Source organism: Paenibacillus sp. FSL R5-0378, assembly GCF_038009285.1.
Taxonomy (GTDB): domain Bacteria; phylum Bacillota; class Bacilli; order Paenibacillales; family Paenibacillaceae; genus Paenibacillus_AQ; species Paenibacillus_AQ favisporus.
This window is the reverse complement of the sequence record NZ_JBBPAY010000001.1, coordinates 5200777-5221977: the sequence shown is the minus strand read 5'-3', so window position 1 is coordinate 5221977 and position 21201 is coordinate 5200777. Positions and strand designations below refer to the sequence as shown.

Here is a 21201-nt window from a genome sequence, read left to right as displayed (position 1 = left end):
TCAACTATTCTGACATTTCATCTCGGATTCGGGTAGGATGCGAGGGTCGCATTCTATAGGCACAGCTCTGGCATCATGGGAAAGGGAGCTGGACCGTTCCGATGCTGATGAACATCCGTGCGGCACTGATGTTATTTAAATTTACACTATAACGGTTTTCCTTCAGGATGAAAAGTAGTTATTGCCAAAAAATCCTGCTGCATGTTAATTTAGTTAACAATTTAAGGATGCAGGAGGGATGAGTGATGAGGCAGGCTTCAATCGGCACGAAAACGATGGTGGTCAGCCCCCATGCACTGGCATCGGCCGCAGGTGCCCGAATATTGGAAAAGGGCGGGAATGCCTTCGACGCTGCGGTTGCCGTCAGCAGTACCCTGGCGGTCGTGTATCCGCATATGACCGGGCTGGGCGGCGATTCATTCTGGCTGTTGTACAGTTCCGGAGAGGGTGCAGTCCGGGGTTACAACGGAAGCGGCCGCTCGGGGTATAGGGCAGTGCCGGAAGCATATGCCGGCGAGCAGGCCATCCCGACGCGGGGGATCCGCAGCGTACTGACCGTTCCCGGCATGGTGGACAGCTGGAGCGCTATTCTGCGCGAGTATGGTACCCTGCCGCTTGGGGACGTCCTCGAGCCGGCAATGACTTACGCCGGAGCGGGCTATCCGGTATCCCGCAGCCAGTACGCCAATACGAAGCTGTGCGCCGGGCTGCTGGCAGCGAATCCCTATTCGGCTGCAGCGTATTTGCGAGGCGGCGGTGTCCCGCCGGCAGGCACCCGCTGGATCCAAAGCGGCTTGGCCCAAAGTTTGCGCCGGATCGCGTCGAATGGCCGGGACGAATTTTACCGGGGCGGATTAGCCCGGGACATCACGTCATACATCCGGAAGTCCGGCGGGCTGCTGCTGGCGGACGATTTCGCCGATCATGAGGGCAATTGGGTTACCCCGCTCTCCGGTTCCTATCGCGATCTTGAGCTGTATCAGCTTCCTCCGAATTCGCAAGGGTTTACGGGCATCGTGATCGCCCAAATGCTCGAACATTTTGATTTTAACAGTATTCCGCACGGTTCGGTAGCATTTTACCACGTACTGGTCGAGGCGGTGAAGCTGGCTTTCCGCGACCGCAACCTCGAGCTCACCGATCCGGATTTCCGAAATATTCCGGTGGAGCGATTTCTGGATAAGGCCTACTGCAGGGAATTGGCGGGACGCATAAGCCGCGATTCGGCCGCTCCGCTCACCGCCGAACCGCTCGGCAGCGATACGGCGTATGCCGCCGTAGTGGATGGGGACGGCAACGCCGTTTCTTTTATCCAAAGCCTGTACTTTGAATTTGGATCGGGCGTGACGGCTGGGGAAACGGGCATTCTGCTGCAGAATCGCGGCTCATTTTTCTCCCTGGACGACTCTTCCGCCAACCGGCTTGAACCGCGGAAACGGACGTTTCATACCCTGATGCCTGCCCTCGCGCTCAAGGACGAGAAGCCTTATTTGCTCTACGGCTCGATGGGAGGGGAGGGGCAGCCGCAGACGCAGACGGCGCTCCTGACCCGGATCGTCGATTACCGAATGGACCCTCAGGAAGCGATTAACGAACCTCGATGGGTGTGGGGAAGGACATGGGGCGAAGCCTCCACGGAATTGAAGATGGAAGCCAGGGTGGGGGAGCAGGTGCTCGGCGGGCTTGCCGCCATGGGGCATGAGGTTCGAAAAATCGGCGACTGGGATGCCTTGACCGGGCATGCGCAGGCGATCCTTCTGGACGCTCACGGTTTTCGGATCGGCGGCTCGGACCCCCGCTCCGACGGAGCGGCGATCGGCTGGTAGTTCACCATATCATAAAGAAGTTATGAAATATGACATAGATAAACGGGTTCCTTGTGGCCGATGTCCAAACATCGGCCTATTTATTGTGCTTCGTCACAAAGATGCCTTCCGAACCGTTGTAGACTCCTGTATTGTTTGTTATAAAATGTAACATCTAACGAAAAACAGAATCGCAATGGGGGGACAGCTGTGGAATTCGGACATGTGAAAGTGGAGAGGAAAGCAGCCTGCGTCATGCGGGACGGCATCACGCTGTATGCCGACATTTACCGTCCGGCGGAGGAAGGAACATACCCGGTACTGCTGATGCGGCACCCGTACGGCCGGAAAATCGCCTCAACGGTTACATACGCCCATCCCGTTTGGTATGCTGCGCGGGGGTATATCGTCGTCATTCAGGACGTACGGGGGCGCGGGGATTCGGAGGGAGAGTTCACGCCATTCGTGAGCGAAGCCGAAGACGGGTATGATACGGTCGAATGGGCCGCCGGGTTGGAAGGGGCCAGCGGAAAGGTCGGCATGTACGGCTTTTCCTACCAGGGAGCGACGCAGTGGGCTGCCGCTTCGCAGCATCCGCCGCATTTGGCTGCCATCGCGCCTGCGATGACGGCGGCCGACCTGTACCACGGCTGGATGTACACATTCGGCAGCTTTGATCTGCAGAGCTGCCTGCCCTGGGCCTATCAGCTGGCCAGGGATACGGCGAGAAGGAAGGGCGACACGGAAGCCGAAGCGGCGTGTTCCCGCGTAATGAGCGATCCTTCCGGTGTGCTGGCCCAACTGCCGTTGGCCCAGGGGCACCCACTGCTCGAAGCTTACCTCCCCGCTTATTTCGATTGGCTGGGTCATCCCGCGTATGATGAGTATTGGTCCCGGCTGAACTGGCTGGACGCCTTCAAGGAACAGCCGGTTCCGGCGCTGCATATCGCGGGCTGGTACGATTTTCTGCTGGAAGGTACGCTGCAGTCTTACAATGCACTGCAAGCACAGGAGAGCAGGCCGGACTGCTTTCACCGTTTGGTGGTCGGGCCATGGACGCATATTCCGTGGGGCCGCAAAGCAGGCGGAACGGACTACGGACCGAAGGCGGACGGCAATATCCACCTGGAACAGCTTGCCTGGTTCGACTATTGGCTGAAGGGCGAAGGCGGATCAGCCCTGAAGGAGCGGCAGCCGGTCCGTTATTATGAAGCCGGCAGCGGCGTTTGGGTCGAAGCCGAAGCGTATCCGGCCGGAGTGGAGGGCGACAGCCGGTGGTATTTAACCGGAACGCGGCTGCCTGCGAACGGGGCTTCCGGCGGCGGTCGGCTCGCTGCGGATGCAGGCGTGGAGCCTGGCCGGGCGGCGGACGTGTTCGTCTACGACGCGCGCCTGCCGATGCCGCTTCGCTCGGTGCTGCCGCAGGACCGGAGCGCCCAGCAGGACCGCTTCGAAATCCTGGTGTATACCGGGGAGCCTGCCGGCGCGCCGCTGCGGATCCTCGGCGCCCCTGAGGTAACCGTCTCCTGCCAGGTAATGGACGGTCCTACCGACCTTACCGCCATCCTCACGCAGGTCACACCAGCGGGCGAAGCGAGGTTTCTGTCCGTGGGGCGCACGGAGATCGGCGCATCCGGCGGCATCAGCGGCTGGGAGACGGTGACGATCCGGATGCGGCCGCTGGCCGCCGAGCTCCCGGCCGGTTCGATGCTCCGGCTGGAGCTGAGCGGCAGCGCATACCCGCTGCTGCTTCGCCACCCCAACGGTATTCCGCTGCAGGAAGCCGCAAGCCAAGGGCCGGATGCGCTGCAGATTGCCACAGTGGCGGTGGATGCCAGTGGAGGCGCCTCGTGGCTTCAGCTGCCGATTCTTGGTGACACCTCGGAATAAAGCGGACTATGAAATGAACCTTTGGCGTGACAAACGGAGCGGGAGCCTGCATTCAAACGCTTATTGCCCAGCCGGGTCGAACGCATACGCCCTTTATGTCCTCACAGCCTGGCACACGAGAGTGCAGAAGTAGAAAACATAAATACCGACGGATGAAAGGAGTGGGATTGATATGGAACAAGAAGTGGTGATCTTCAACGCCTCCCTGCCGCTGCAATCGGAGGAGACGCTGTACACGCTGGCCATCGGCGGCGGAAAGTGGACGTCGGTGACGGCCCAAACCGGTGAAGTGGAGGCTCCTGAAGCGGTGTGCCTGGACAAATGGAACGGATCCTCTGCGGATGCGCGGCTGCTGCTCGACGCAAAGGGGAAAATCGTTCTGCCGGGTTTCGTGGATGCCCATATGCATCTGGATAAAGCTTTTTCGCTCCCGCATGTCGGGAATGTCTCCGGCACGCTTGGCGAAGCGGTCGTCAATTACGCCGCAGCCGCCCCAAGGTTTTCCAAGGCAGAGATCAAAGCACGCATCATGCGCTCGGCGCTGCAGTCCATTTCTTATGGAACGGTAGTGCTGCGCAGCCATCTCGATTTTCACATCAAGCATGGAAAAGACGTCGCGATGCGTACCATCGAAGCTGCGCTCGAAGTCAAAGAGGAGCTGAAGCCGTATGCTGAGCTGCAGCTGTTCCCGCTGCTCCCTTATTTTGAGCTCAGTGAAGCGGCGCTGGATACGGCCGAGGAATCTGTTGCGATGGGCGTGACGGGATTGGGCGGCGCCCCTCATCTTTCTCCCAACCCGGAGCCCGACATCGACAGGCTGTTCGCCTTGGCCGATAAGCTGGGCTGCCCGGTTGATCTGCATACGGACGAGAGCGACGATCCGAACCAGCGGACGGCAATCCATATCGCCCGGCGCGCGATGGAATACGGCTGGAGGGGAAAGGTCACGGCAGGGCACTTATGCTCCTTAGCCGCCATGAAGGACGAGGATGCCGCCATGATCATTGGACTTATGGCCGAGGCAGGTATGGGCGCCGTTACGCTTCCCGGCGCGAATCTGTACCTGCAGGGCCGGCATGACGCCTTCCCGGTGCGCAGGGGAGTCACCCGAGTCAAGGAACTGCTTGCGGCCGGCATTCCGCTGGCGGCGGCTTCAGACAATATGCATGACCCGTTTCATCCGTTCGGAAGGGGCGACCTGCTGCTGATCGGCCTGGTTACTGCCTATGCCGCCCATATGGGCAGTCCTGCCGAGATGCGCGAAGTGCTGCGGATGATCACCGAATACCCGGCCAGGGTAACGGGTGCTGACGGTTACGGCATCCTGCCGGGGAACCCGGCCCATTTTGTGGCGCTCGATGCCAGGACGCCGGAGGAACTGCTGACCATGCTGCCGGAACGCCGCTGGGTATGGCGCGGCGGCACCTGTCTGAAAGCAGCCCCGTCGAAGGAGAAATGGAGCTCCGCATTGTTACAGGGCTATTGGGAAGACTCGTGCGAACGGGTCGACTTTGTCCAGAAACGTGCGCTCACGCTTTGATTCGATCCGTTTGAAAGGATGCTCCGTTTCCACCATGCAGCAATGAGGAGGTATGAGGATGAGCCGCACATTGGTTCTTTATTACAGCGCATACGGCCATGTTTTGGACATGGCGCTGGCGGCCGCTGATGGAGCGCGTAGGGCGGGAGCCGAGGTCCGCCTCTGCCGTATTCCCGAGCTGGAATCAGAGCGTAACCGGACCCCTTATCAGGATAAGCACTCCACCGGGGAGCCAGGCGAAACTTCGCAGCTGAAGACCCGTTTTAAGACGGTTGACCGCTTCGCCAAATACGAAGAAACAATGCGCCGGCAGCAGGACATACCTGTGGCCACGAACGAAGATTTAAGATGGGCGGACGGCATCGTCTGGGGATTTCCGACGTATTACGGCTCCATGCCCGCGCAGGTCAAACTGTTTCTGGAATTTGCCGGGGACCTGTGCGCCGACGGGAGCCTGGAAGGCAAACCGGCGGGTCTGCTGACGAGCACCGGATCGATCCATACCGGGCACGAAGCGAATGTGCTGACGTCGATGGTGCCGCTGTTTCATTTCGGCATGATCATGGTCGGGCTGCCCTATTCCGAAAATCCGGAATACTTGACCGCCGATCCGATCGGCTGCTCTCCTTACGGAGCTTCCACATTGGCGGGTCCTGACAGCAGCCTCAAACCGGATGAACGCGAACTGGTGATGGCCGGCCGGCTCGGACGGCGCGTGGCGCTGTGCGCGGAGGCCCTGAAGGCCCAAAGTTTTTTGAAATAACCCGTAAACGGCAGAGGGTGGCATCGAACACCGAGGTATTTCATGAAAGTCCGGATGAATTCCGGGCTTTTTTTGTGTTAGATAACGTTACATAAATGATCATCCCTTTCGTAAATAAACCCAAAAGAATTACGCATTATTGTAATTGACCACAAAAACAACGGATATTTATTGAGCGGCATAGGCATAGATGTTATTTATTATTACATAAAGGATTAGAGGAGGGCTGGAAATGTATACAGCACAGCAAACCGCAGCAAATCCGCGGCGGCCCGGAAGTCCCGGCGCTCCCGAGCTTTTGGTCGGCATGGACCAGATCGGCAAGGTATACCCGAATGGAACGATTGCCGTTCAGCAGGTCAATCTGCAAGCGGGGGAGGGTGAGTTCCTCTGTTTTGTCGGACCGTCGGGATGCGGAAAATCGACCATGTTTAACATGATTGCCGGCTTGACCGAGCCGTCGACCGGCCAGCTTTCGGTCCTCGGTACGACGCCGAGCGAAGCGCGGAAGCAGAACGAAATCGCTTTTGTGTTCCAGGAGCACACCCTGCTGCCTTGGGCGAAGCTTCTGGACAACGTGACGATGCCGCTGACCCTCCGCGGCGTTTCGAAAAAGGCTCGCAACGAAGAAGGCGAACGCGTGCTGGAATTGGTTGGGCTCAAGGATTACCGGAAAGTACTGCCGAGACAGCTCTCGGGAGGCATGAAGATGCGGGCGTCGATCGCCCGTGCGCTCATAGCCCGGCCGAAGCTGCTGCTGATGGACGAACCGTTCGGGGCGCTGGACGAAATCACCCGCCAGACGCTGCAGGATGAACTGCTGGGCATTTGGCGCCAGGATCAGAAGATGACCGTACTTTTCATTACCCATAACGTGTTCGAAGCGGTTTTTCTATCCACCCGGGTTGTCGTCATGACGCCGCGGCCGGGGAAGATTTCCGATATCGTGCCGATTGAGGCGCCTTATCCGCGTACGGATGAATTCCGGACCACGTCCGAGTTCGGCAAATATGTGCGCAGCATAACCGAAGTGCTGAATCACTGAGGCTCGCAGAAGCCGGTGCTTGCTTTCCTGGATAATGGGAAATTTAGAGGTGCATGGAAACATGCCACTTACGAAAGGAGTCGTTGAGGTCATGGAAAAAGCAGCAGTGAGCGCGGTTACCGATGCGGCGAAACAGGCTTCGCCGGCCGCGCCTATGGTCAGGAGGAGTGTCGGCAGCGGCAGCCACGTCTGGGGGAAAATGGTGTCTCGGGTCGTACCGCCGCTGAGCGTATTCGTCTTCGTCGTCTTTGTATGGGAAATGGTACTGCGGCTGACCGGCACCCCGGAGTACTTGCTGCCCAAGCCGTCCGATATCGTTCAAGCGGTGTCGCAGAACGGGCACAATCTGGTGGTGTCGGTGAGCACGACCATCATGGAGGCAGTCTTGGGATTTGCCCTTAGCGCCATTCTCGGCGTGGCCGTCGCGATTTTGCTTGCGCTGTCCAAAACGGTCGAACGGAGCGTGTATCCTTACGCGATCATTTTGCAGACGATCCCGATCGTGGCGATTGCGCCCATTATCGTCATCTGGTTTGGGGCTGGCATGAACGCCATCGTTATTATCGCCTTTCTGATCAGTTTCTTTCCGATTTTGTCCAATACGCTGATCGGGCTAAACTCGACCGAGCAGAACATGAAAAATCTGTTCTATCTGTACAACGCCACGAAGATGCAGACGATCTGGAGGCTCAGACTCCCGGCAGCGCTGCCCTACATTTTGGCCGGCTTCAAAATCTCCTGCTCCCTGTCGGTCGTCGGGGCCATCGTCGGCGAGTATATCGCAGGCATCGGCGGGCTGAACGGCGGGCTCGGTTACGCGATTACGGTCGCGGCGACGCGGATGCAGACGGCGTATTTGTTCGCCTGCGGCTTGTCGGCCGCCGTGGTCGGCATCGTCTTTTTCCTGCTGATCAATGCCCTGTCGAACCGGCTTCTGCGTTCTTGGCATGACTCGGCCATCGCCGGCTAACTGCATCCGCCAAACCGAGCGGCAAGTTTGCAGCAAAGGAGGGGGGTTCCCATGCACAGACTGGGGAATTCGAAAAATTACTGGAACGTGTCGGAGGAGCTGGCCGATTTGTCCAGGAGCGATCCCAAACCGCTCGTCACCGTGACCCTGCCGGCGCTGCCGCAGCGGATCACGCTGGATCTCGCCAAAACCGCCATCGTCATCATTGATATGCAGAACGATTTTTGCAGCCCGGGCGGATGGTTGGACTCGATCGGAGTCAATACCGCCCCGCTGCTGGCTCCCGCCAAGCCGCTTCAGCGGCTGCTTCCGGCCCTTCGCGAACAGGGGGTTCCGGTGCTGTGGGTCAACTGGGGCAATCGGGAGGACCGGATGAATCTAAGCCCTTCGGTGCTCCACGTATATAATCCGGACGGTGTCAGCCATGGGATCGGCAGCCCGCTGCCGGATACAGGCTCGAAGGTGCTGGAACAGGGGAGCTGGGGCGCGGCGCTGATTGATCGGATGGTACCGGAGCCCGGGGATATCCGGGTCGATAAATACCGTATCAGCGGTTTTTGGGATACGCCGCTGGACAGCATTCTCCGCAATTTGGACGTGAAGACGCTGCTGTTTGCCGGCGTCAACCTTGACCAGTGCGTGATGCATACGCTTCAGGACGCCGTATGCCTCGGATATGACGCCATTCTCCTGGAAGACTGCTGCGCGACAAGTTCTCCGGCTTACTGCACGGAGGCCGCCTTATACAATATCAAACAGTGCTATGGCTTTGTTGCCGGTTCCGAGGATCTGCTGCAGGCCTGCACACGAAAAGAAAGGGATGAAGTGATATGATCGATGGTCTGGTTCTGGGGCATTTCGAGCAATGCGAGGTACGCAAAATTTCAAGCAAGGATTCCAACAAGTTTGTCATGCTGTGCGACGGGACACAGGTGCCGTTCGTGTCCGTAGTGGAAATTTTCGACGCCGGCGGACAGACGCCGCCGAACGAGCACAGCGGAGCGTATGAGTATTTTTACGTGCTGGCCGGAGAAGGGATTGCCATCGTTGGCGATATAGAAACCGGGATTCGCACAGGTTCGTTCTTCGTCGTTCCGCCCGGCAACAACCATCAGGTCAAAAATACCGGTGAGGGCAGGCTCTATGTTCTGACGACCATGGTGCCCGACGAGAAGTTTTCCGATTTAATCAAGTCAGGTCCGGCGGCAAGCCTGGACGAGGAGGATTTGGCGGTGCTGCGCGGAGCGGCTTTCCCGGGAGCGGCCGCTCCCGCGAACTCATAACGATTGGAGGAACTTGTATGCAGCCAGAATGCACGCCGTGGATACGGTTGGGAATGGAGGCGAGACACGCGGAAGGCGGTCTCCTTCAAGGGCTCAACTTTGCCGTAAAGGACGTGTTTGCCGTTGCAGGACACACCAATGCTGCCGGCAATCCCGATTGGCTTAACACGCACAAGCCTGCCGTGAAGCATTCGGCCGCCGTGGAACGTCTGCTCGGCAGCGGAGCAAAGCTTCATGGAATGACTCACACCGATGAGCTGATGTTCAGCCTGAACGGGGAAAATGTGCATTACGGCACGCCGCCGAACCCTATCGCTCCAGGACATATTCCCGGCGGTTCCTCAAGCGGCTCGGCGTCCGCCGTTGCCTCCGGGGAAGTGGACTTTGGCCTTGGCACCGATACGGCCGGTTCGGTGCGGATTCCTTCCTCTTTTTGCGGTATTTGCGGATTTCGCCCGACGCACGGCGGCGTGCCCATGGACGGCGTCATCCCGCTGGCTCCGGCCTTTGACACGGTCGGCTGGATGGCACGCCGGGCAAGTAGCTTGCTTCAGGTCGGCCGCGTGCTTCTCGAGGAACCGCTCGATGACGGCGGGGGATTCGCCCGAATGATGCTGCCGGTTGAAGCGTGGGCGGCTGCCGAGCCCGGCTGCGCCGAGTCGCTCCGCGGTGCGCTTGAATCATTCGGATTGCTGGGAGCGTTCGAATCCATCCATTTGACGGACGGGGAACTCGCGGCGTGGGCCGGCATTTTCCGCACGATTCAGGGGTACGAAATATGGTCCGCCCATGGCGCATGGATCACGGCGCAGCATCCCCGATTCGGTCCCGGCATCGCCGAAAGATTTGCCTGGACCGCCACGATTTCCGAGGGAGCGTACCGGGAAGCAAGCCAGCTTCAGCAAGCGATTGCTGCCCGGCTTGAGGCGCTTCTCGGAAGCGAAGGCGTGCTCGTCATCCCGACAGCGCCTTGCGGAGCCCCCGTTATCGGGCTGCCCGGCGAGGAAATTGAAATGACGCGCACACGGATCCTGCAGCTGTCCTGCATTGCCGGGCTGGGCGGGCTGCCGCAGGTTACACTGCCGCTGGCTAAGACGGACGGTCTGCCGGTCGGGCTGTCGCTCATTGCCGGCAGAGGCCAGGACCTGAAGCTGCTTCGATGGGCAGCGGATATCGAGGCGTCGATGCAGCCCGCGGCCGCGACCGTGATCAACCAAATCCAATAGCAAAGGAACATGCCGATGTTTACACGATACGAAGGAGCAGCCTGGGAGGAGAGATTCCTGCCAAGGCTGACCAGCAAACAGGTCAAGGAGCTTCCCAAGGAAAGCACGCTGGTCATTCTGCCGGTCGGCGCGATCGAACAGCATGGACCGCATCTGCCGGTCATGACCGATACGCTGATCGGGGAGGCTACGGTGACCCTGGCGCTCGAAAAGCTGAAGCCCGATGCGCGGGTGTGGCTGCTGCCGCCGGTTTCGTACGGCAAAAGCAATGAGCATCTCGGCCTGCCAGGAACCATTTCGCTGTCGGCAACGACCCTGCAGAGCGTGATCCTGGATATCGCGGAAAGCCTGCGGCTGAGCGGTTTCCATAAGCTGCTGCTGTTTAATACGCATGGCGGCAATACCGACTTGCTGAACGTGGTGTCCCGGGAAATCCGCATTCGCCACGATATGCTCGTCTTTTATTTATCGCCCTCCTCCCTGGGAGGTGCGGAGGATCTCATGCCCGCCGATGAACTGGAATACGGCATTCATGGCGGGGACTACGAAACGTCGATCGTGAAGGCCATCAAACCGGGATGGGTGCAGGATCAATGGCTCGTCTCGGAGACCCCGTCCATGACCGGGCAGAAATTTTTGACCCTTGAGGGGAAAATACGCTTCGCCTGGCGGATGGCGGACATTTCCGACAGCGGTATATGCGGCGATGCGACACAGGCGACGGCAGCCAAAGGCAGCATCATTCAGGAGCGGGTGACCGACATTTTAGCGGAGGTGTTTCGTGAGCTGAGCGAATTCGAGTTCAGCGATCTCCGGGCCAAGGCGAAAGCGGGAGCCGAGCGATGAGGCTCGTAACTTTGGCGGGAAGCGGGCCAGGCAGCGCGGGCATCGTTGCAGGCAATCGGATATTTCCCTTAACCGGGATCAATGAATCGCTTGGAACGGCTTGGCCGACGACCGTTCTGGAACTGCTGCGGACCGGCGAGGCGGCGGCGCTGTCCGGATGGCTGCGGGAACGAGGGCAGGAGGTGCTGACCGCCATTCCCTCCGTTCCCCTGGAGCAGGCAAATCTTGGCCCCTTGTATCATGGTGCGGTCAATGTCTGGGGCGTTGGCGCGAATTTCCGGAAAAAGGCCGCAGATATGGCCGTGGTGCCGCCGGAGCAAGAGCCTATCTGCTTCTTGAAGCCGGCAAGCACGATGATCGGCCCGGGCGAAGCCATTCTTCTTCCGGACGGGGCCGGACGCATTACCGCCGAGGCGGAGATCGGCCTGGTGATCGGTAAGACCTGCAAGCACGTCAGCCCCGAAGAGGCGCCGCACGTACTTGCCGGCATCGTTCCGACGCTGGATATGACTGCCCAGGACATCCACGCCCGCAACCCGCGGTTTCTTGGTCGCTCGAAAAGTTACGACACCTTCTTCAGTTTCGGACCGGAGCTGGTCAGCATGGACGAAATCGGGGATCTGGATGCACTGGATATACAGACCGTGCTTAACGGATCGGTCCGGTACAGAAGTAGTGTATCCGATATGATCTATTCCCCTTGGTTGATTCTCTCGTATTTCTCGCGGATGATGACCCTTTATCCCGGCGACATCATCATGACCGGGACACCGGGATCGGTAGACATCCAGGATGGGGATACGGCCGAATGCCGGATCGGCTCCCTGCTTCCCTTGCGGAATCCGGTCGTTCAGGAACGGATTAGCACCGTTTTTTGAAATCGAAAGATTGTCCTCACGAAATTGTTCTTCTATATGGAGTGAGCTGTGAATACAAAGAAAGCGGGTGGTTCTCATGTCAATGGTATGGAAGCCTGAAATGCCTGAAGCGTTCAGCGCACTGAGGCTGCTTACCGACGAAACGGCGGTCGAAAAGCTGTCGAAGGATTTTTATTGGTATTCCCCCGTGCTGAGCGGAAAACTGAAGGACAAAAAAGCGGATGCCGTTCTCGTGCCAGCTACAGTCGATGAAATCCGTGAAGCGCTGCGGATTGCTTACCGGCATCGGATCCCCGTCACTGTCCGCGGAGCGGGAACCGGGAACTACGGACAGGCGATCCCGCTCGAAGGCGGCCTGGTGCTGGACCTCAGCGGCATGAACGAAATCTTGGAGATTGGCAGCGGCTATGCCCGTGTACAGTGCGGCGTCAAGCTCGGCGTCCTGGAGAAGACGGCCCGGGAGCAGGGACAGGAGCTGCGGATTTACCCGAGCACTTTCGCCAAGGCGACGGTCGGCGGGTTTGTGTGCGGCGGTTCCGGGGGCGTCGGGTCGATTACCTGGGGCGACCTGTGGGACGGCAACGTGCTGGAGGCGACCGTCCTGACGATGGAAGAGGAGCCGCAGGTTTTCCGAGTCCACGGCGAGGAACTCAAGGACTATATTCATAACTATGGGACGACGGGCATCGTCACCGAGCTGGTCATTCCTTTGGCACCCCGGACCGAGTGGGCACAGGTGGTGGTGAACTTCGATCGCTTGGAAGACGCGGTCCGATTCGGGGAAGCGCTGGCGGAGGAAGCGGCCATCCCCAAACGGCTGATCACGCCGATGGAGTGGCCGATTCCCTCCTTCTTCAAGCCGCTGGAAAAAGTGCTCGCACACGGCAAATCGGTGGTTTTTACCGAAATCGCCGGGCATGCTGCCGAAGCGCTGCCGGCACTCGCCGCAGCTTTCGGCGGGGAAATCGGCTATGTCATTGACCCTGAGAAGTACCGCAAATCGATCGGGCTGTCCGATTTTACCTGGAACCATACGACGCTCTGGGCGCTGAAGCGTGATCCGGCTTATACCTACCTGCAAGCAGGTTTCAAGCGGGACTGCTACTTGGAGCAGATCCGGACGCTGAAATCGATGTTCGGGGACGAAATGCTGCTGCATTTTGAATGGATCCGCTCGAGGGGCAAACTCCAGCCGAACGGCCTGCCCGTCGTCCGCTACAGCACGGAAGAACGGCTGTACCATATCATAGACACCTGCCGGTCCATCGGCGTGGAAATTTATGATCCCCATACCTGGCTGCTGGACAATGGTGGACGCGGGGCAATACCCGGCATGCAGGAACGTAAGAGGCATAATGATCCGCTCGGTCTCCTGAATCCGGGGAAAATGGGCTGAGCAGCCCGGCGATACGAGGAAGAATCGTGTCCGGGAGAAGCGGCATCCGTGCGGCATCTCCCGGACTTTCCGTACAAGAAGGGGGAAGCGCCTTTGACAACGACGATCATACGCAATGCCATCATCATGACAATGAATCCGGCCGACGAAATTATCCATGGCGATGTTCGGATTGAGGACAACCGCATTACTCATATTGGACCCGGCGCGCCGAGCGAAGCCGACCGGGTGATCGAAGCCGGGGGCAAAGTATTGCTGCCCGGCTTTGTGCAAACGCACATCCATTTATGCCAGACGCTCTTTCGCGGACGGGCCGACGACCTGGAGCTGATTGATTGGCTAAAACAAAAAATTTGGCCGCTAGAAGCCGCACATGACGAGGAGTCGGTGTACTATTCGGCGCTGCTTGGCCTTGGAGAGCTCATCCGCAGCGGGACGACGACCATTCTCGATATGGAGACCGTACACCATACCTCTATGGCTTTTCAGGCGATCGAGGAAAGCGGCATTCGGGCGTTTTCCGGCAAAGTGATGATGGATCACGGCGATGAGGTGCCCCTGGCGCTGCAGGAGGATACGGATCGTTCCCTCCGGGAAAGCGTCGATTTGCTGCAAGTGTGGGACGGGGCTGCCGGAGGGCGGATCCGTTATGCGTTCTGCCCGCGTTTTGTCGTCTCCTGCACCGAGCGCCTTCTGACCGAAGTCCGGGATTTGGCAGAGCATTACGGTGTTCTGGTGCACACGCACGCATCGGAAAACCGGGGCGAGATCGCCATGGTCGAGGCCGAACGGGGGATGCGGAACGTGATTTATCTGGACCATATCGGCCTTGCCCGACCGAATCTCGTGCTCGCGCACAGCATTTGGCTCGATGACGAGGAAAAGCGGATCATCCGTGAGCGCGGCGTCAAAGTCACCCACTGTCCGGGATCCAACCTGAAGCTGGCATCCGGGATTGCAGAAGTGCCGGAATTGATGCGAAGCGGTATCCCGGTGGGTCTCGGCGCGGACGGAGCCCCGTGCAACAACAACCTTGACATGTTTCAGGAAATGAGATTATCCGCATACATGCAGAAGGTGGAGCACGGCCCGACGGTTATGAACGCGAGGACCGTGCTGCGAATGGCCACGATTGGCGGAGCGGAAGTGCTTGGCATGGAACGGAAGATCGGAAGCATTGAGACGGGAAAACTTGCAGACCTGATTTTGCTGGACCTGGAAGATTATCATGTCTATCCTTCCTTTGACGCGGATTGGTTCTCACGGGTCGTCTATGCCGCCACCCGCGGGGATGTTGAAATGGTGATGATCGACGGTCATGTTGTGATGGAAGGCAGGCAGGTGCTGACCCTGGATAAGCCGCGGGTACTCGACGGAGCGAACCGGGCCTTGCAAAAGCTGCTCCGTAGACTGTAATCCTACTTCAAGGAACAGGATCACTGTATTTATAGGAAAATGCATGTAAGGAGGAGTTCGGATGGAGACGGAAAGCATTCTCCGGTACGTGCAGAAAGAAGAGGGGATGGCGGTGCTTGCGAGCCTGGTATCGGTGCGCGGCCATGCTTACCGCAAGTCCGGAGCCATGATGCTGATGGCCGCGGATGGACACCGCATCGGCAGCATCAGCCCCGGCTGCCTGGAAGCGGATCTCGCTGCTAGGGTTCCCCGGATTCTCGAGCGCGGCCGGTTCGAATGGGTGAGTTATAACACCGAGCCTGGCGTCGACCCGATCTGGGGAGAGGAAATGGGCTGCGGAGGCGAGCTGGTCATATTGCTGGAGCCGATCGAAGGCCGTCTTCAGGCAGTGCTTCTGGATGCGGCCAAAATCGTCCTACAGGGGACGGCTGTCCGGCTCGTTCGGGAACTCCGCCCGGATCAAGAGATGGATTACCGGCTGGAGGAAGACGGCCCCATACAGGATTCGGTTGCAAGGCAGGGAGTGTTCTTCTATGCGACCCGGCTGGCTCCGAGCCGCCGGCTTATCATTTTCGGCGCCGGGGAGGAAGCGGCGGCGCTGGAGGCGATGGCGCGCTCCATCGGATTTGCGACAGTGGTGGCGGATTGGCGCGAGGATTGGTGCAGCAGGGAGCGGTTCCCGCTGGCCCGAACGGTTGTTGGCGATGCCGGCAGGATCGTTGAGGAGCTGCGCATCGGCATCCGCGATTACGTCATCCTTGCCAGCCATCATTTGCGCCGCGACCGGGAGATGCTGCAGCGCCTTCTCCCGCTGCAGCCGGAGTATGTCGGCGTCATCGGCTCTGCACGGAGGATCGGGCTGCTCTTTGGTGAGCTGCCGATCCCGGACTTCGTGGATGCTCCTGCAGGTCTTCCCATTGGTGCGGAAGGCGCCGCCGAAATCGCCGTCAGCATCGCGGCCCGGCTGGTGAAGTGGAAGAGCGGCGCTGAGGCGGCTGTTCGGGAGAGGCGGCATGCATGAGCATCATGGGCGTATACCTTGCGGCGGGAAGCAGCCGGAGAATGGGCTGCCGCAAACAGTCCTTGGAGCTTGCACCAGGTATGCATCTGGCCGGCAGCGGCTTGGCGGCGCTTCGGGACAGCGGCCTGAGCGGGTTGATCGTAGTCGTTCATCCTGAAGACCCGTTGGTATGGCTGGACGCCAGCCTCCTGGCAGACCAAGCGGACGGCCCTAGCATTGTCGTCGCTGTCTGCCTGGAAGCGGATCAAGGCATGGCGCTCTCGCTGCAGTCCGGCATCCGTGCTGCTTCCGATGCAGGCGCCGATGCTGTGCTTGTGGCGTTGGCCGACCAGCCGTACGTGTCGCCGGCTTGGCTGATGCAGCTGATCGACGCGTGGCGATCAGCTCCCGGGCTGGATTATGTGATGAGCGAGGCGGGAAGGGAGGCGATGCCGCCCGCGGTTCTGTCGGCAACAATGTTTGAGGCGGCTGCCGGGCTGAAAGGGGATCAGGGGGCGAAGCGCCTTCTGGATTCTTCACGGTTTCAAGGGCTCCGCTTGGCCCCTGCCGATCCTTTGCTTGTTCTGGATATCGACACGCCGGAAGAGTGGGCGGAGGCAAAACAAATATGGACGCTTCAAACGAACCAGCATCTCCCTGTGTGTAAGAAATGATGACATAATTTTGATGGGTCATGCCCAATTTTGGCATCGGGCACAACGCAAATGAACCGGATTGTGCATGACTCCTAAATCGAAGTTAAGTTTATTTACACAAACACGGTGGCGGCGTATAGTGTGAAAAACCAACCAATCGATTCCATTTAAGCACCAGGATGCATTCAAGACACTGCAAAGGAGAGATGGCCATGGATGCTACCTTCAACCCGGTGATGAGTGCACCGACTGTATGGCATCCGGCAGATGCCCGGGAAGCCTACTTGCTGAAACGCCGTTTTGGTCAGCAAGCGGACTATGTCGCTGGCGGCACACTCCTCCGCACGGAATGGGAAGCCGGAACACGGAGCGTTTCCCCGCATTGGATCGACCTGCAGCGTGTGATCGGCTTACGTGAGGTGTTCATGCAGGCCGGGGGATTGTGCATCGGTTCCCAGGTAACCCTCGGGACATGCCGGAGACATCCGAGCCTAGCGAACCTTTATCCTTTGGTAGGGGAAGCTATCCGCAGCACGGCAGCGTCGTCCGTACGAAACGTGGCGACGCTCGGGGGTAACGTATGCTCCGGCGTGGGGGACGTGCTGCCGGCGCTGCTCCTCTACGACGCAGAGCTGGAATGGCAGGATGAACACGGCCCCGTGGCGCCGCTGCCTTTGACGGAATGGCTGGAGCTTCGTGCCGCCGATGCCGTGGACCCGGACCGGATCCTGCTGACGATCAAGCTTCCTGCAAGGGCGGATGTGACCGGGATCCAACAGGCATCGGGCGTCGATAACAGCTTGCCTTCGCTGCCTCGGATCGCGGTCTACCACAAAGTAGGGAGACGCGAAGCCTTCTCCCCGTCGCTCGTTACGACGGCAGTGTCTGCGGAAATCGATGCCGCCGGCTGTTTCCAGCAGGTGAAGATCGCGACAGGCGGCGGGAAAGCAAAGCCTGCCCGCCTTGGCGCTCTTGAAGCATGGCTGGAAGGGAGCAATGCAGACCAGTGCCGGCTTCCGGACGTTTATGAACGGGTCATGGAAGAGTACAGACCGGCTGGCGATATATTCGCCGGAGAATCCTACCGCCGCAAGACGGCAGCATCGCTGATCACCGCAGCTTTGTGGCAGCTGCTTCAACAGACTGCATCCGAAGGAGGGGAGACGCTATGCTGAACCGATCCAGCAGCGGAACGCGCTGGAGGGTGCGTCCGGACGGCCCGGATAAAGTGACGGGGCAGCTCAAGTATTTGACGGACCTGAGCGCGCCGGATATGCTATACGGCCGGGTGCTGCGTTCGGCTTATCCCCATGCGGCCATCCGGTCCGTGCGGACGGAACGGGCGTTGGCGCTGCCCGGCGTGGAGGCGGTCCTGACCTGGAAGGATGTGCCGGGGCTGAACCGTTTCGGCATCGCCCGCGCCGATCAGCCGGTCTTCTGCGAGGACCGGGTCCGGTATACGGGCGATGCCGTGGCGGCCGTCGCCGCGGCTACGCCGGAAGTCGCCGAATACGCCCTTCAGCTGATCGAGGTGGATTACGAGCCGCTCCGGGTTCTTACCGAGCCCGATGAAGCTTTGGCCGAAGGTGCGCCGCAGCTTCATCAGGACGGCAACCTGCTTCACCGGAGCGAGTACCGCCGTGGCGATGCCGACGAGGCGTTCGGGATGTGCACTCATATCGTGGAGGCGACCTACCGGACGCCGCGCCAGATGCACACCTATATGGAAACGGAAGGCGGGCTGTTCGTTCCGGGAGAAGACGGGAGACTTACCGTCTACTCTCCCACACAGCACGGCCTGATGGACCGGCTGCAGCTGGCGCGGATTTTGGCGGTCCCGCCGGAGTCGATCCGGGTCGTGTCCAGCCCGATCGGGGGCTCCTTCGGCGGGAAGGACGAATTAAACGTCCAGCCGTACGGGGCGCTTCTCGCCAGGGTGACGGGCAAACCGGTGAAGATTCACCAATCCCGCATGGAATCGGTACGGGCCGGCCTGAAGCGCCATCCGATGACCATCCGCATGAAAACCGGTACGGACGCATCGGGACGTATCCTTGCCCATCAGGTCAGGGTTCTGGCCGATACGGGCCCTTACGCCACGCTGGGTGCGGAGGTGCTGAACTTTGCGACGGAGCATGCCGTTGGTTCTTATGCCTTCGGCGCCGTCGATGCCGTAAGCATCTCGGTGTTCACAAACAACGGCATGTCCGGCGAGTTCCGGGGATTTGGCGGCAATCAGGCGCTGTTTGCGCTGGAGGGTCAGATGGACCGTCTCGCCGAGGCGCTCGGGATGGACCCATGGGAATTCCGCCGCATCAACCTGCTTCCGCCGGACGGGACCGGACCCTTCGGTCAGCCGATTTCGGTGACTGGCGGGGCACTCAAAGTATGGAATGCCTTGAAGGAATCACGGTTGTGGCAGGAACGGGAACATCTCACGGAAAGCGGGAACCGGCCGCCCTGGATTCAGACCGGCGTCGGAGCTGCTTTCGTCATGCATGGTGCAGGCCTTGGTTATGGCATTCCCGACCCGTCGGGCGGCCGGCTTCTACTCACGCAAGACGGGAAGGTGGAGGTCGCGTTCGGTTTCGAAGAATGCGGACAGGGACTGCTCGCGACGCTGGAGCAAATGCTGGTCGAGATGTACGGTCTGGACGCTTCCGATCTCAGGCTCGTCATCGGGGATACCGATGCGGTGCCGGACAGCGGCTCCAGCACTGCGTCCCGTGCGACCAGCATGATGTGGCAGGCACTGAAGCGTATGCAGAAGCCGTTTACAGAACGGCTGCTGGCCGCCGCTGCCGAAGCAGCGAGCGTGTCGGCGGAATGTCTCCGGATCGGTAACGGAGGTATTTACGACATTTACACGCAGAAGCGGGTGATGACGTACCAGGAACTGGCCGCCGCCGGGAAGGATCCCATCCGTGCCGAAACGAGCTTTGCATACCCTGTGTCCCCTACCGAGCGGATCGGAGCTCACTATTTATATTCGTATGCCGCGGTTTGTGTCAGGATCGAGGTGAACCGGTTGACCGGGCGCATTCGACTGCTGGACCAGTTCCATGCCGTGGCCGCAGGCCCGGTCATGAACCCGCAGGGCTATCTCGGCCAAATCGAGGGAGGGAGCGGGATGGCGCTAGGCTTTACGCTGAGTGAGGATGCCGTCATGGAGGAAGGAAAATACAAAACCGGCAACCTTGACACCTATCTCATTCCGACCGTAACCGACTTGGCTGGTCCCGTCGAAGTGCTGCCGATCGAGGATCTGCCGGAAGGCGACGAGCACGGACCGAGAGGGGTTGGCGAGATCGGCTCTGTCGGGCTTGCGCCGGCCATCGCAGCCGCTGTCCGGCAGGCGACGGGAGTTTGGCTGGAGAAACTCCCTGCGAATCCGGCTTTGCTTCAAGATGCATCCTTCCTTGGGAGAAAGGGGGAGACGGTATGAAATCCGAAAAGGATCGTATCCGGCTGAAGCCGTGGACCTGCGAGATCAATGGCGGGCGGGTGTCGTTAAACATATCGCCGTCCAGACGGCTCCTCGACATTCTCCGCGACGATTTGGGCATGACCGGAACGAAACGGTCATGCGACATCGGTCGGTGCGGCGCCTGTATGGTGCATATGGACGGCGTGCCGGTCAACAGCTGCCTGATCCCTGCGTATCAGGCGGAGAGCCGGTCCATTACGACGATCGAAGGCATCGGACGGGATGGACTCCATCCCGTACAGCAGGCCTTTTTGGAGGAAGGGGGCTTTCAATGCGGTTACTGCACGCCGGGAATGATCATGACCGTCATTGCGCTGCTTGATGAACATCCCGATCCGGAGCCGGAGCAGGTAGAGGAAGCGCTGTCCGGCAATCTGTGCCGTTGTACGGGATACGCGGCGATTCTAAGGTCGGTCCGGAGAGCATCGGAACGGATCATCTGGGAAAGGCGCGGTCCCGGAGGGAAGGAGGATGCGCGCATATGATCACGATCAACGAACTGAACGAAGGGACGGCCGAATCGTTCGTCCGGCACCTGGGCGGCGTCTTCGAGCATTCGCCTTGGGTGGCACAGCAGGTATGGGAGCTGCGGCCGTTCGCATCGGCTGCGGAGCTGCACGAGCGGATGATGGAGCAGGTGTATGCGGCGTCTGAGTCCCAGGTGCTGGCGTTGCTTCAGGCGCACCCCGACCTTGCCACGCGCATGCAAGTCACAGCATTTTCGGCTCAAGAGCAGCGGGGCGCGGGTTTGGATCAGCTGACCGGAGAGGAATACGAAGCCTTTGCATCCATGAATGCACAGTATGTAAGCAAATTCGGTTTTCCTTTCATTATGGCCGTAACCGGATGCACCAAAGACGACATCGCGCAAGCGATGCGGCAAAGAATGGATCATGATCCGGAGCGCGAATGGACGCAAGCGCTGCGCGAGATTGCCCGAATTACGCGAATCAGGCTGGAGCGGATCGTAACGGATCGCAGCCAGGAATAGAAAGGATGA

At 59.6% G+C, this 21201-nt stretch carries 19 protein-coding genes; all 19 read left to right on the top strand.

Annotated features, from left to right (window positions below):
- The first annotated feature begins 245 nt into the window (after positions 1 to 245).
- A complete protein-coding gene (gene ggt / locus MKY74_RS24145; RefSeq protein WP_076171450.1) occupies positions 246 to 1826 on the top strand; it encodes a gamma-glutamyltransferase in 1581 nt (526 codons plus the stop codon).
- Between the two features lie 189 nt (positions 1827 to 2015).
- Complete coding sequence (locus tag MKY74_RS24140; RefSeq protein WP_144025433.1) at positions 2016 to 3695, top strand: CocE/NonD family hydrolase; 1680 nt, start codon at positions 2016 to 2018, stop codon at positions 3693 to 3695.
- Positions 3696 to 3867: 172 nt separating this feature from the next.
- Positions 3868 to 5235: an amidohydrolase family protein gene (locus tag MKY74_RS24135; RefSeq protein WP_076171452.1), complete on the top strand. Its 1368-nt coding sequence runs from the start codon at positions 3868 to 3870 to the stop codon at positions 5233 to 5235.
- Between the two features lie 58 nt (positions 5236 to 5293).
- Positions 5294 to 5998 carry an NAD(P)H:quinone oxidoreductase type IV gene (wrbA, locus tag MKY74_RS24130; protein ID WP_076171454.1) on the top strand — a complete coding sequence of 235 codons (705 nt, stop codon included), beginning with the start codon at positions 5294 to 5296 and terminating at the stop codon, positions 5996 to 5998.
- Positions 5999 to 6230: 232 nt separating this feature from the next.
- Positions 6231 to 7043, top strand: a complete 813-nt coding sequence (locus tag MKY74_RS24125; protein ID WP_076171456.1) for an ABC transporter ATP-binding protein — start codon at positions 6231 to 6233, stop codon at positions 7041 to 7043.
- Between the two features lie 91 nt (positions 7044 to 7134).
- Entirely contained in the window at positions 7135 to 8013 is an 879-nt protein-coding gene (locus tag MKY74_RS24120; protein WP_144025434.1) for an ABC transporter permease, read from the top strand.
- A gap of 51 nt (positions 8014 to 8064) precedes the next feature.
- A complete protein-coding gene (locus tag MKY74_RS24115) occupies positions 8065 to 8847 on the top strand; it encodes a cysteine hydrolase family protein (protein ID WP_076171458.1) in 783 nt (260 codons plus the stop codon).
- A complete protein-coding gene (locus MKY74_RS24110) occupies positions 8844 to 9296 on the top strand; it encodes a cupin domain-containing protein (RefSeq protein WP_076171460.1) in 453 nt (150 codons plus the stop codon). The genes MKY74_RS24115 and MKY74_RS24110 overlap by 4 nt, the downstream gene beginning before the upstream one ends.
- A 17-nt stretch (positions 9297 to 9313) precedes the next feature.
- Positions 9314 to 10522: an amidase gene (locus MKY74_RS24105; RefSeq protein ID WP_076171462.1), complete on the top strand. Its 1209-nt coding sequence runs from the start codon at positions 9314 to 9316 to the stop codon at positions 10520 to 10522.
- A 15-nt stretch (positions 10523 to 10537) separates the two neighbouring features.
- The gene (locus MKY74_RS24100) at positions 10538 to 11368 is read left to right on the top strand and encodes a creatininase family protein (RefSeq protein ID WP_076171464.1); all 831 of its coding nucleotides are present in this window, start codon (positions 10538 to 10540) and stop codon (positions 11366 to 11368) included.
- Positions 11365 to 12246, top strand: a complete 882-nt coding sequence (locus tag MKY74_RS24095; RefSeq protein WP_076171466.1) for a fumarylacetoacetate hydrolase family protein — start codon at positions 11365 to 11367, stop codon at positions 12244 to 12246. The genes MKY74_RS24100 and MKY74_RS24095 overlap by 4 nt, the downstream gene beginning before the upstream one ends.
- A gap of 76 nt (positions 12247 to 12322) precedes the next feature.
- A complete protein-coding gene (locus MKY74_RS24090; RefSeq protein WP_076171468.1) occupies positions 12323 to 13642 on the top strand; it encodes an FAD-binding oxidoreductase in 1320 nt (439 codons plus the stop codon).
- Between the two features lie 93 nt (positions 13643 to 13735).
- On the top strand, positions 13736 to 15058 hold the full coding sequence (locus MKY74_RS24085) for a 5'-deoxyadenosine deaminase (protein WP_076171797.1): 1323 nt from the start codon (positions 13736 to 13738) through the stop codon (positions 15056 to 15058).
- A 61-nt stretch (positions 15059 to 15119) separates the two neighbouring features.
- Complete coding sequence (locus tag MKY74_RS24080) at positions 15120 to 16079, top strand: XdhC family protein (protein WP_076171470.1); 960 nt, start codon at positions 15120 to 15122, stop codon at positions 16077 to 16079.
- Entirely contained in the window at positions 16076 to 16732 is a 657-nt protein-coding gene (locus tag MKY74_RS24075) for a nucleotidyltransferase family protein (RefSeq protein ID WP_076171472.1), read from the top strand. The genes MKY74_RS24080 and MKY74_RS24075 overlap by 4 nt, the downstream gene beginning before the upstream one ends.
- Before the next feature lie 194 nt (positions 16733 to 16926).
- Entirely contained in the window at positions 16927 to 17889 is a 963-nt protein-coding gene (locus MKY74_RS24070; RefSeq protein ID WP_076171474.1) for an FAD binding domain-containing protein, read from the top strand.
- Positions 17883 to 20159, top strand: a complete 2277-nt coding sequence (gene pucD, locus MKY74_RS24065; RefSeq protein WP_076171476.1) for a xanthine dehydrogenase subunit D — start codon at positions 17883 to 17885, stop codon at positions 20157 to 20159. The genes MKY74_RS24070 and pucD overlap by 7 nt, the downstream gene beginning before the upstream one ends.
- Positions 20156 to 20686, top strand: coding sequence for a (2Fe-2S)-binding protein (locus tag MKY74_RS24060; RefSeq protein WP_076171478.1), 531 nt, complete (start codon positions 20156 to 20158; stop codon positions 20684 to 20686). The genes pucD and MKY74_RS24060 overlap by 4 nt, the downstream gene beginning before the upstream one ends.
- Positions 20683 to 21192 (top strand): 2-oxo-4-hydroxy-4-carboxy-5-ureidoimidazoline decarboxylase, encoded by a 510-nt coding sequence (uraD, locus tag MKY74_RS24055; protein WP_076171480.1) that lies wholly within the window; start codon positions 20683 to 20685, stop codon positions 21190 to 21192. Before MKY74_RS24060 ends, uraD begins: the two co-directional genes overlap by 4 nt.
- Positions 21193 to 21201 lie beyond the last annotated feature (9 nt).

Excerpts from the sequence above, each read along its gene's own strand:
- ggt (WP_076171450.1), top strand. The coding sequence starts at position 246 with ATGAGGCAGGCTTCAATCGGCACGAAAACGATGGTGGTCAGCCCCCAT.
- MKY74_RS24135 (WP_076171452.1), top strand. The coding sequence starts at position 3,868 with ATGGAACAAGAAGTGGTGATCTTCAACGCCTCCCTGCCGCTGCAATCG.
- wrbA (WP_076171454.1), top strand. The coding sequence starts at position 5,294 with ATGAGCCGCACATTGGTTCTTTATTACAGCGCATACGGCCATGTTTTG.
- MKY74_RS24125 (WP_076171456.1), top strand. The coding sequence starts at position 6,231 with ATGTATACAGCACAGCAAACCGCAGCAAATCCGCGGCGGCCCGGAAGT.
- MKY74_RS24120 (WP_144025434.1), top strand. The coding sequence starts at position 7,135 with ATGGAAAAAGCAGCAGTGAGCGCGGTTACCGATGCGGCGAAACAGGCT.
- MKY74_RS24115 (WP_076171458.1), top strand. The coding sequence starts at position 8,065 with ATGCACAGACTGGGGAATTCGAAAAATTACTGGAACGTGTCGGAGGAG.
- MKY74_RS24110 (WP_076171460.1), top strand. The coding sequence starts at position 8,844 with ATGATCGATGGTCTGGTTCTGGGGCATTTCGAGCAATGCGAGGTACGC.
- MKY74_RS24105 (WP_076171462.1), top strand. The coding sequence starts at position 9,314 with ATGCAGCCAGAATGCACGCCGTGGATACGGTTGGGAATGGAGGCGAGA.
- MKY74_RS24100 (WP_076171464.1), top strand. The coding sequence starts at position 10,538 with ATGTTTACACGATACGAAGGAGCAGCCTGGGAGGAGAGATTCCTGCCA.
- MKY74_RS24095 (WP_076171466.1), top strand. The coding sequence starts at position 11,365 with ATGAGGCTCGTAACTTTGGCGGGAAGCGGGCCAGGCAGCGCGGGCATC.
- MKY74_RS24090 (WP_076171468.1), top strand. The coding sequence starts at position 12,323 with ATGTCAATGGTATGGAAGCCTGAAATGCCTGAAGCGTTCAGCGCACTG.
- MKY74_RS24080 (WP_076171470.1), top strand. The coding sequence starts at position 15,120 with ATGGAGACGGAAAGCATTCTCCGGTACGTGCAGAAAGAAGAGGGGATG.
- MKY74_RS24075 (WP_076171472.1), top strand. The coding sequence starts at position 16,076 with ATGAGCATCATGGGCGTATACCTTGCGGCGGGAAGCAGCCGGAGAATG.
- MKY74_RS24070 (WP_076171474.1), top strand. The coding sequence starts at position 16,927 with ATGGATGCTACCTTCAACCCGGTGATGAGTGCACCGACTGTATGGCAT.
- pucD (WP_076171476.1), top strand. The coding sequence starts at position 17,883 with ATGCTGAACCGATCCAGCAGCGGAACGCGCTGGAGGGTGCGTCCGGAC.
- MKY74_RS24060 (WP_076171478.1), top strand. The coding sequence starts at position 20,156 with ATGAAATCCGAAAAGGATCGTATCCGGCTGAAGCCGTGGACCTGCGAG.
- uraD (WP_076171480.1), top strand. The coding sequence starts at position 20,683 with ATGATCACGATCAACGAACTGAACGAAGGGACGGCCGAATCGTTCGTC.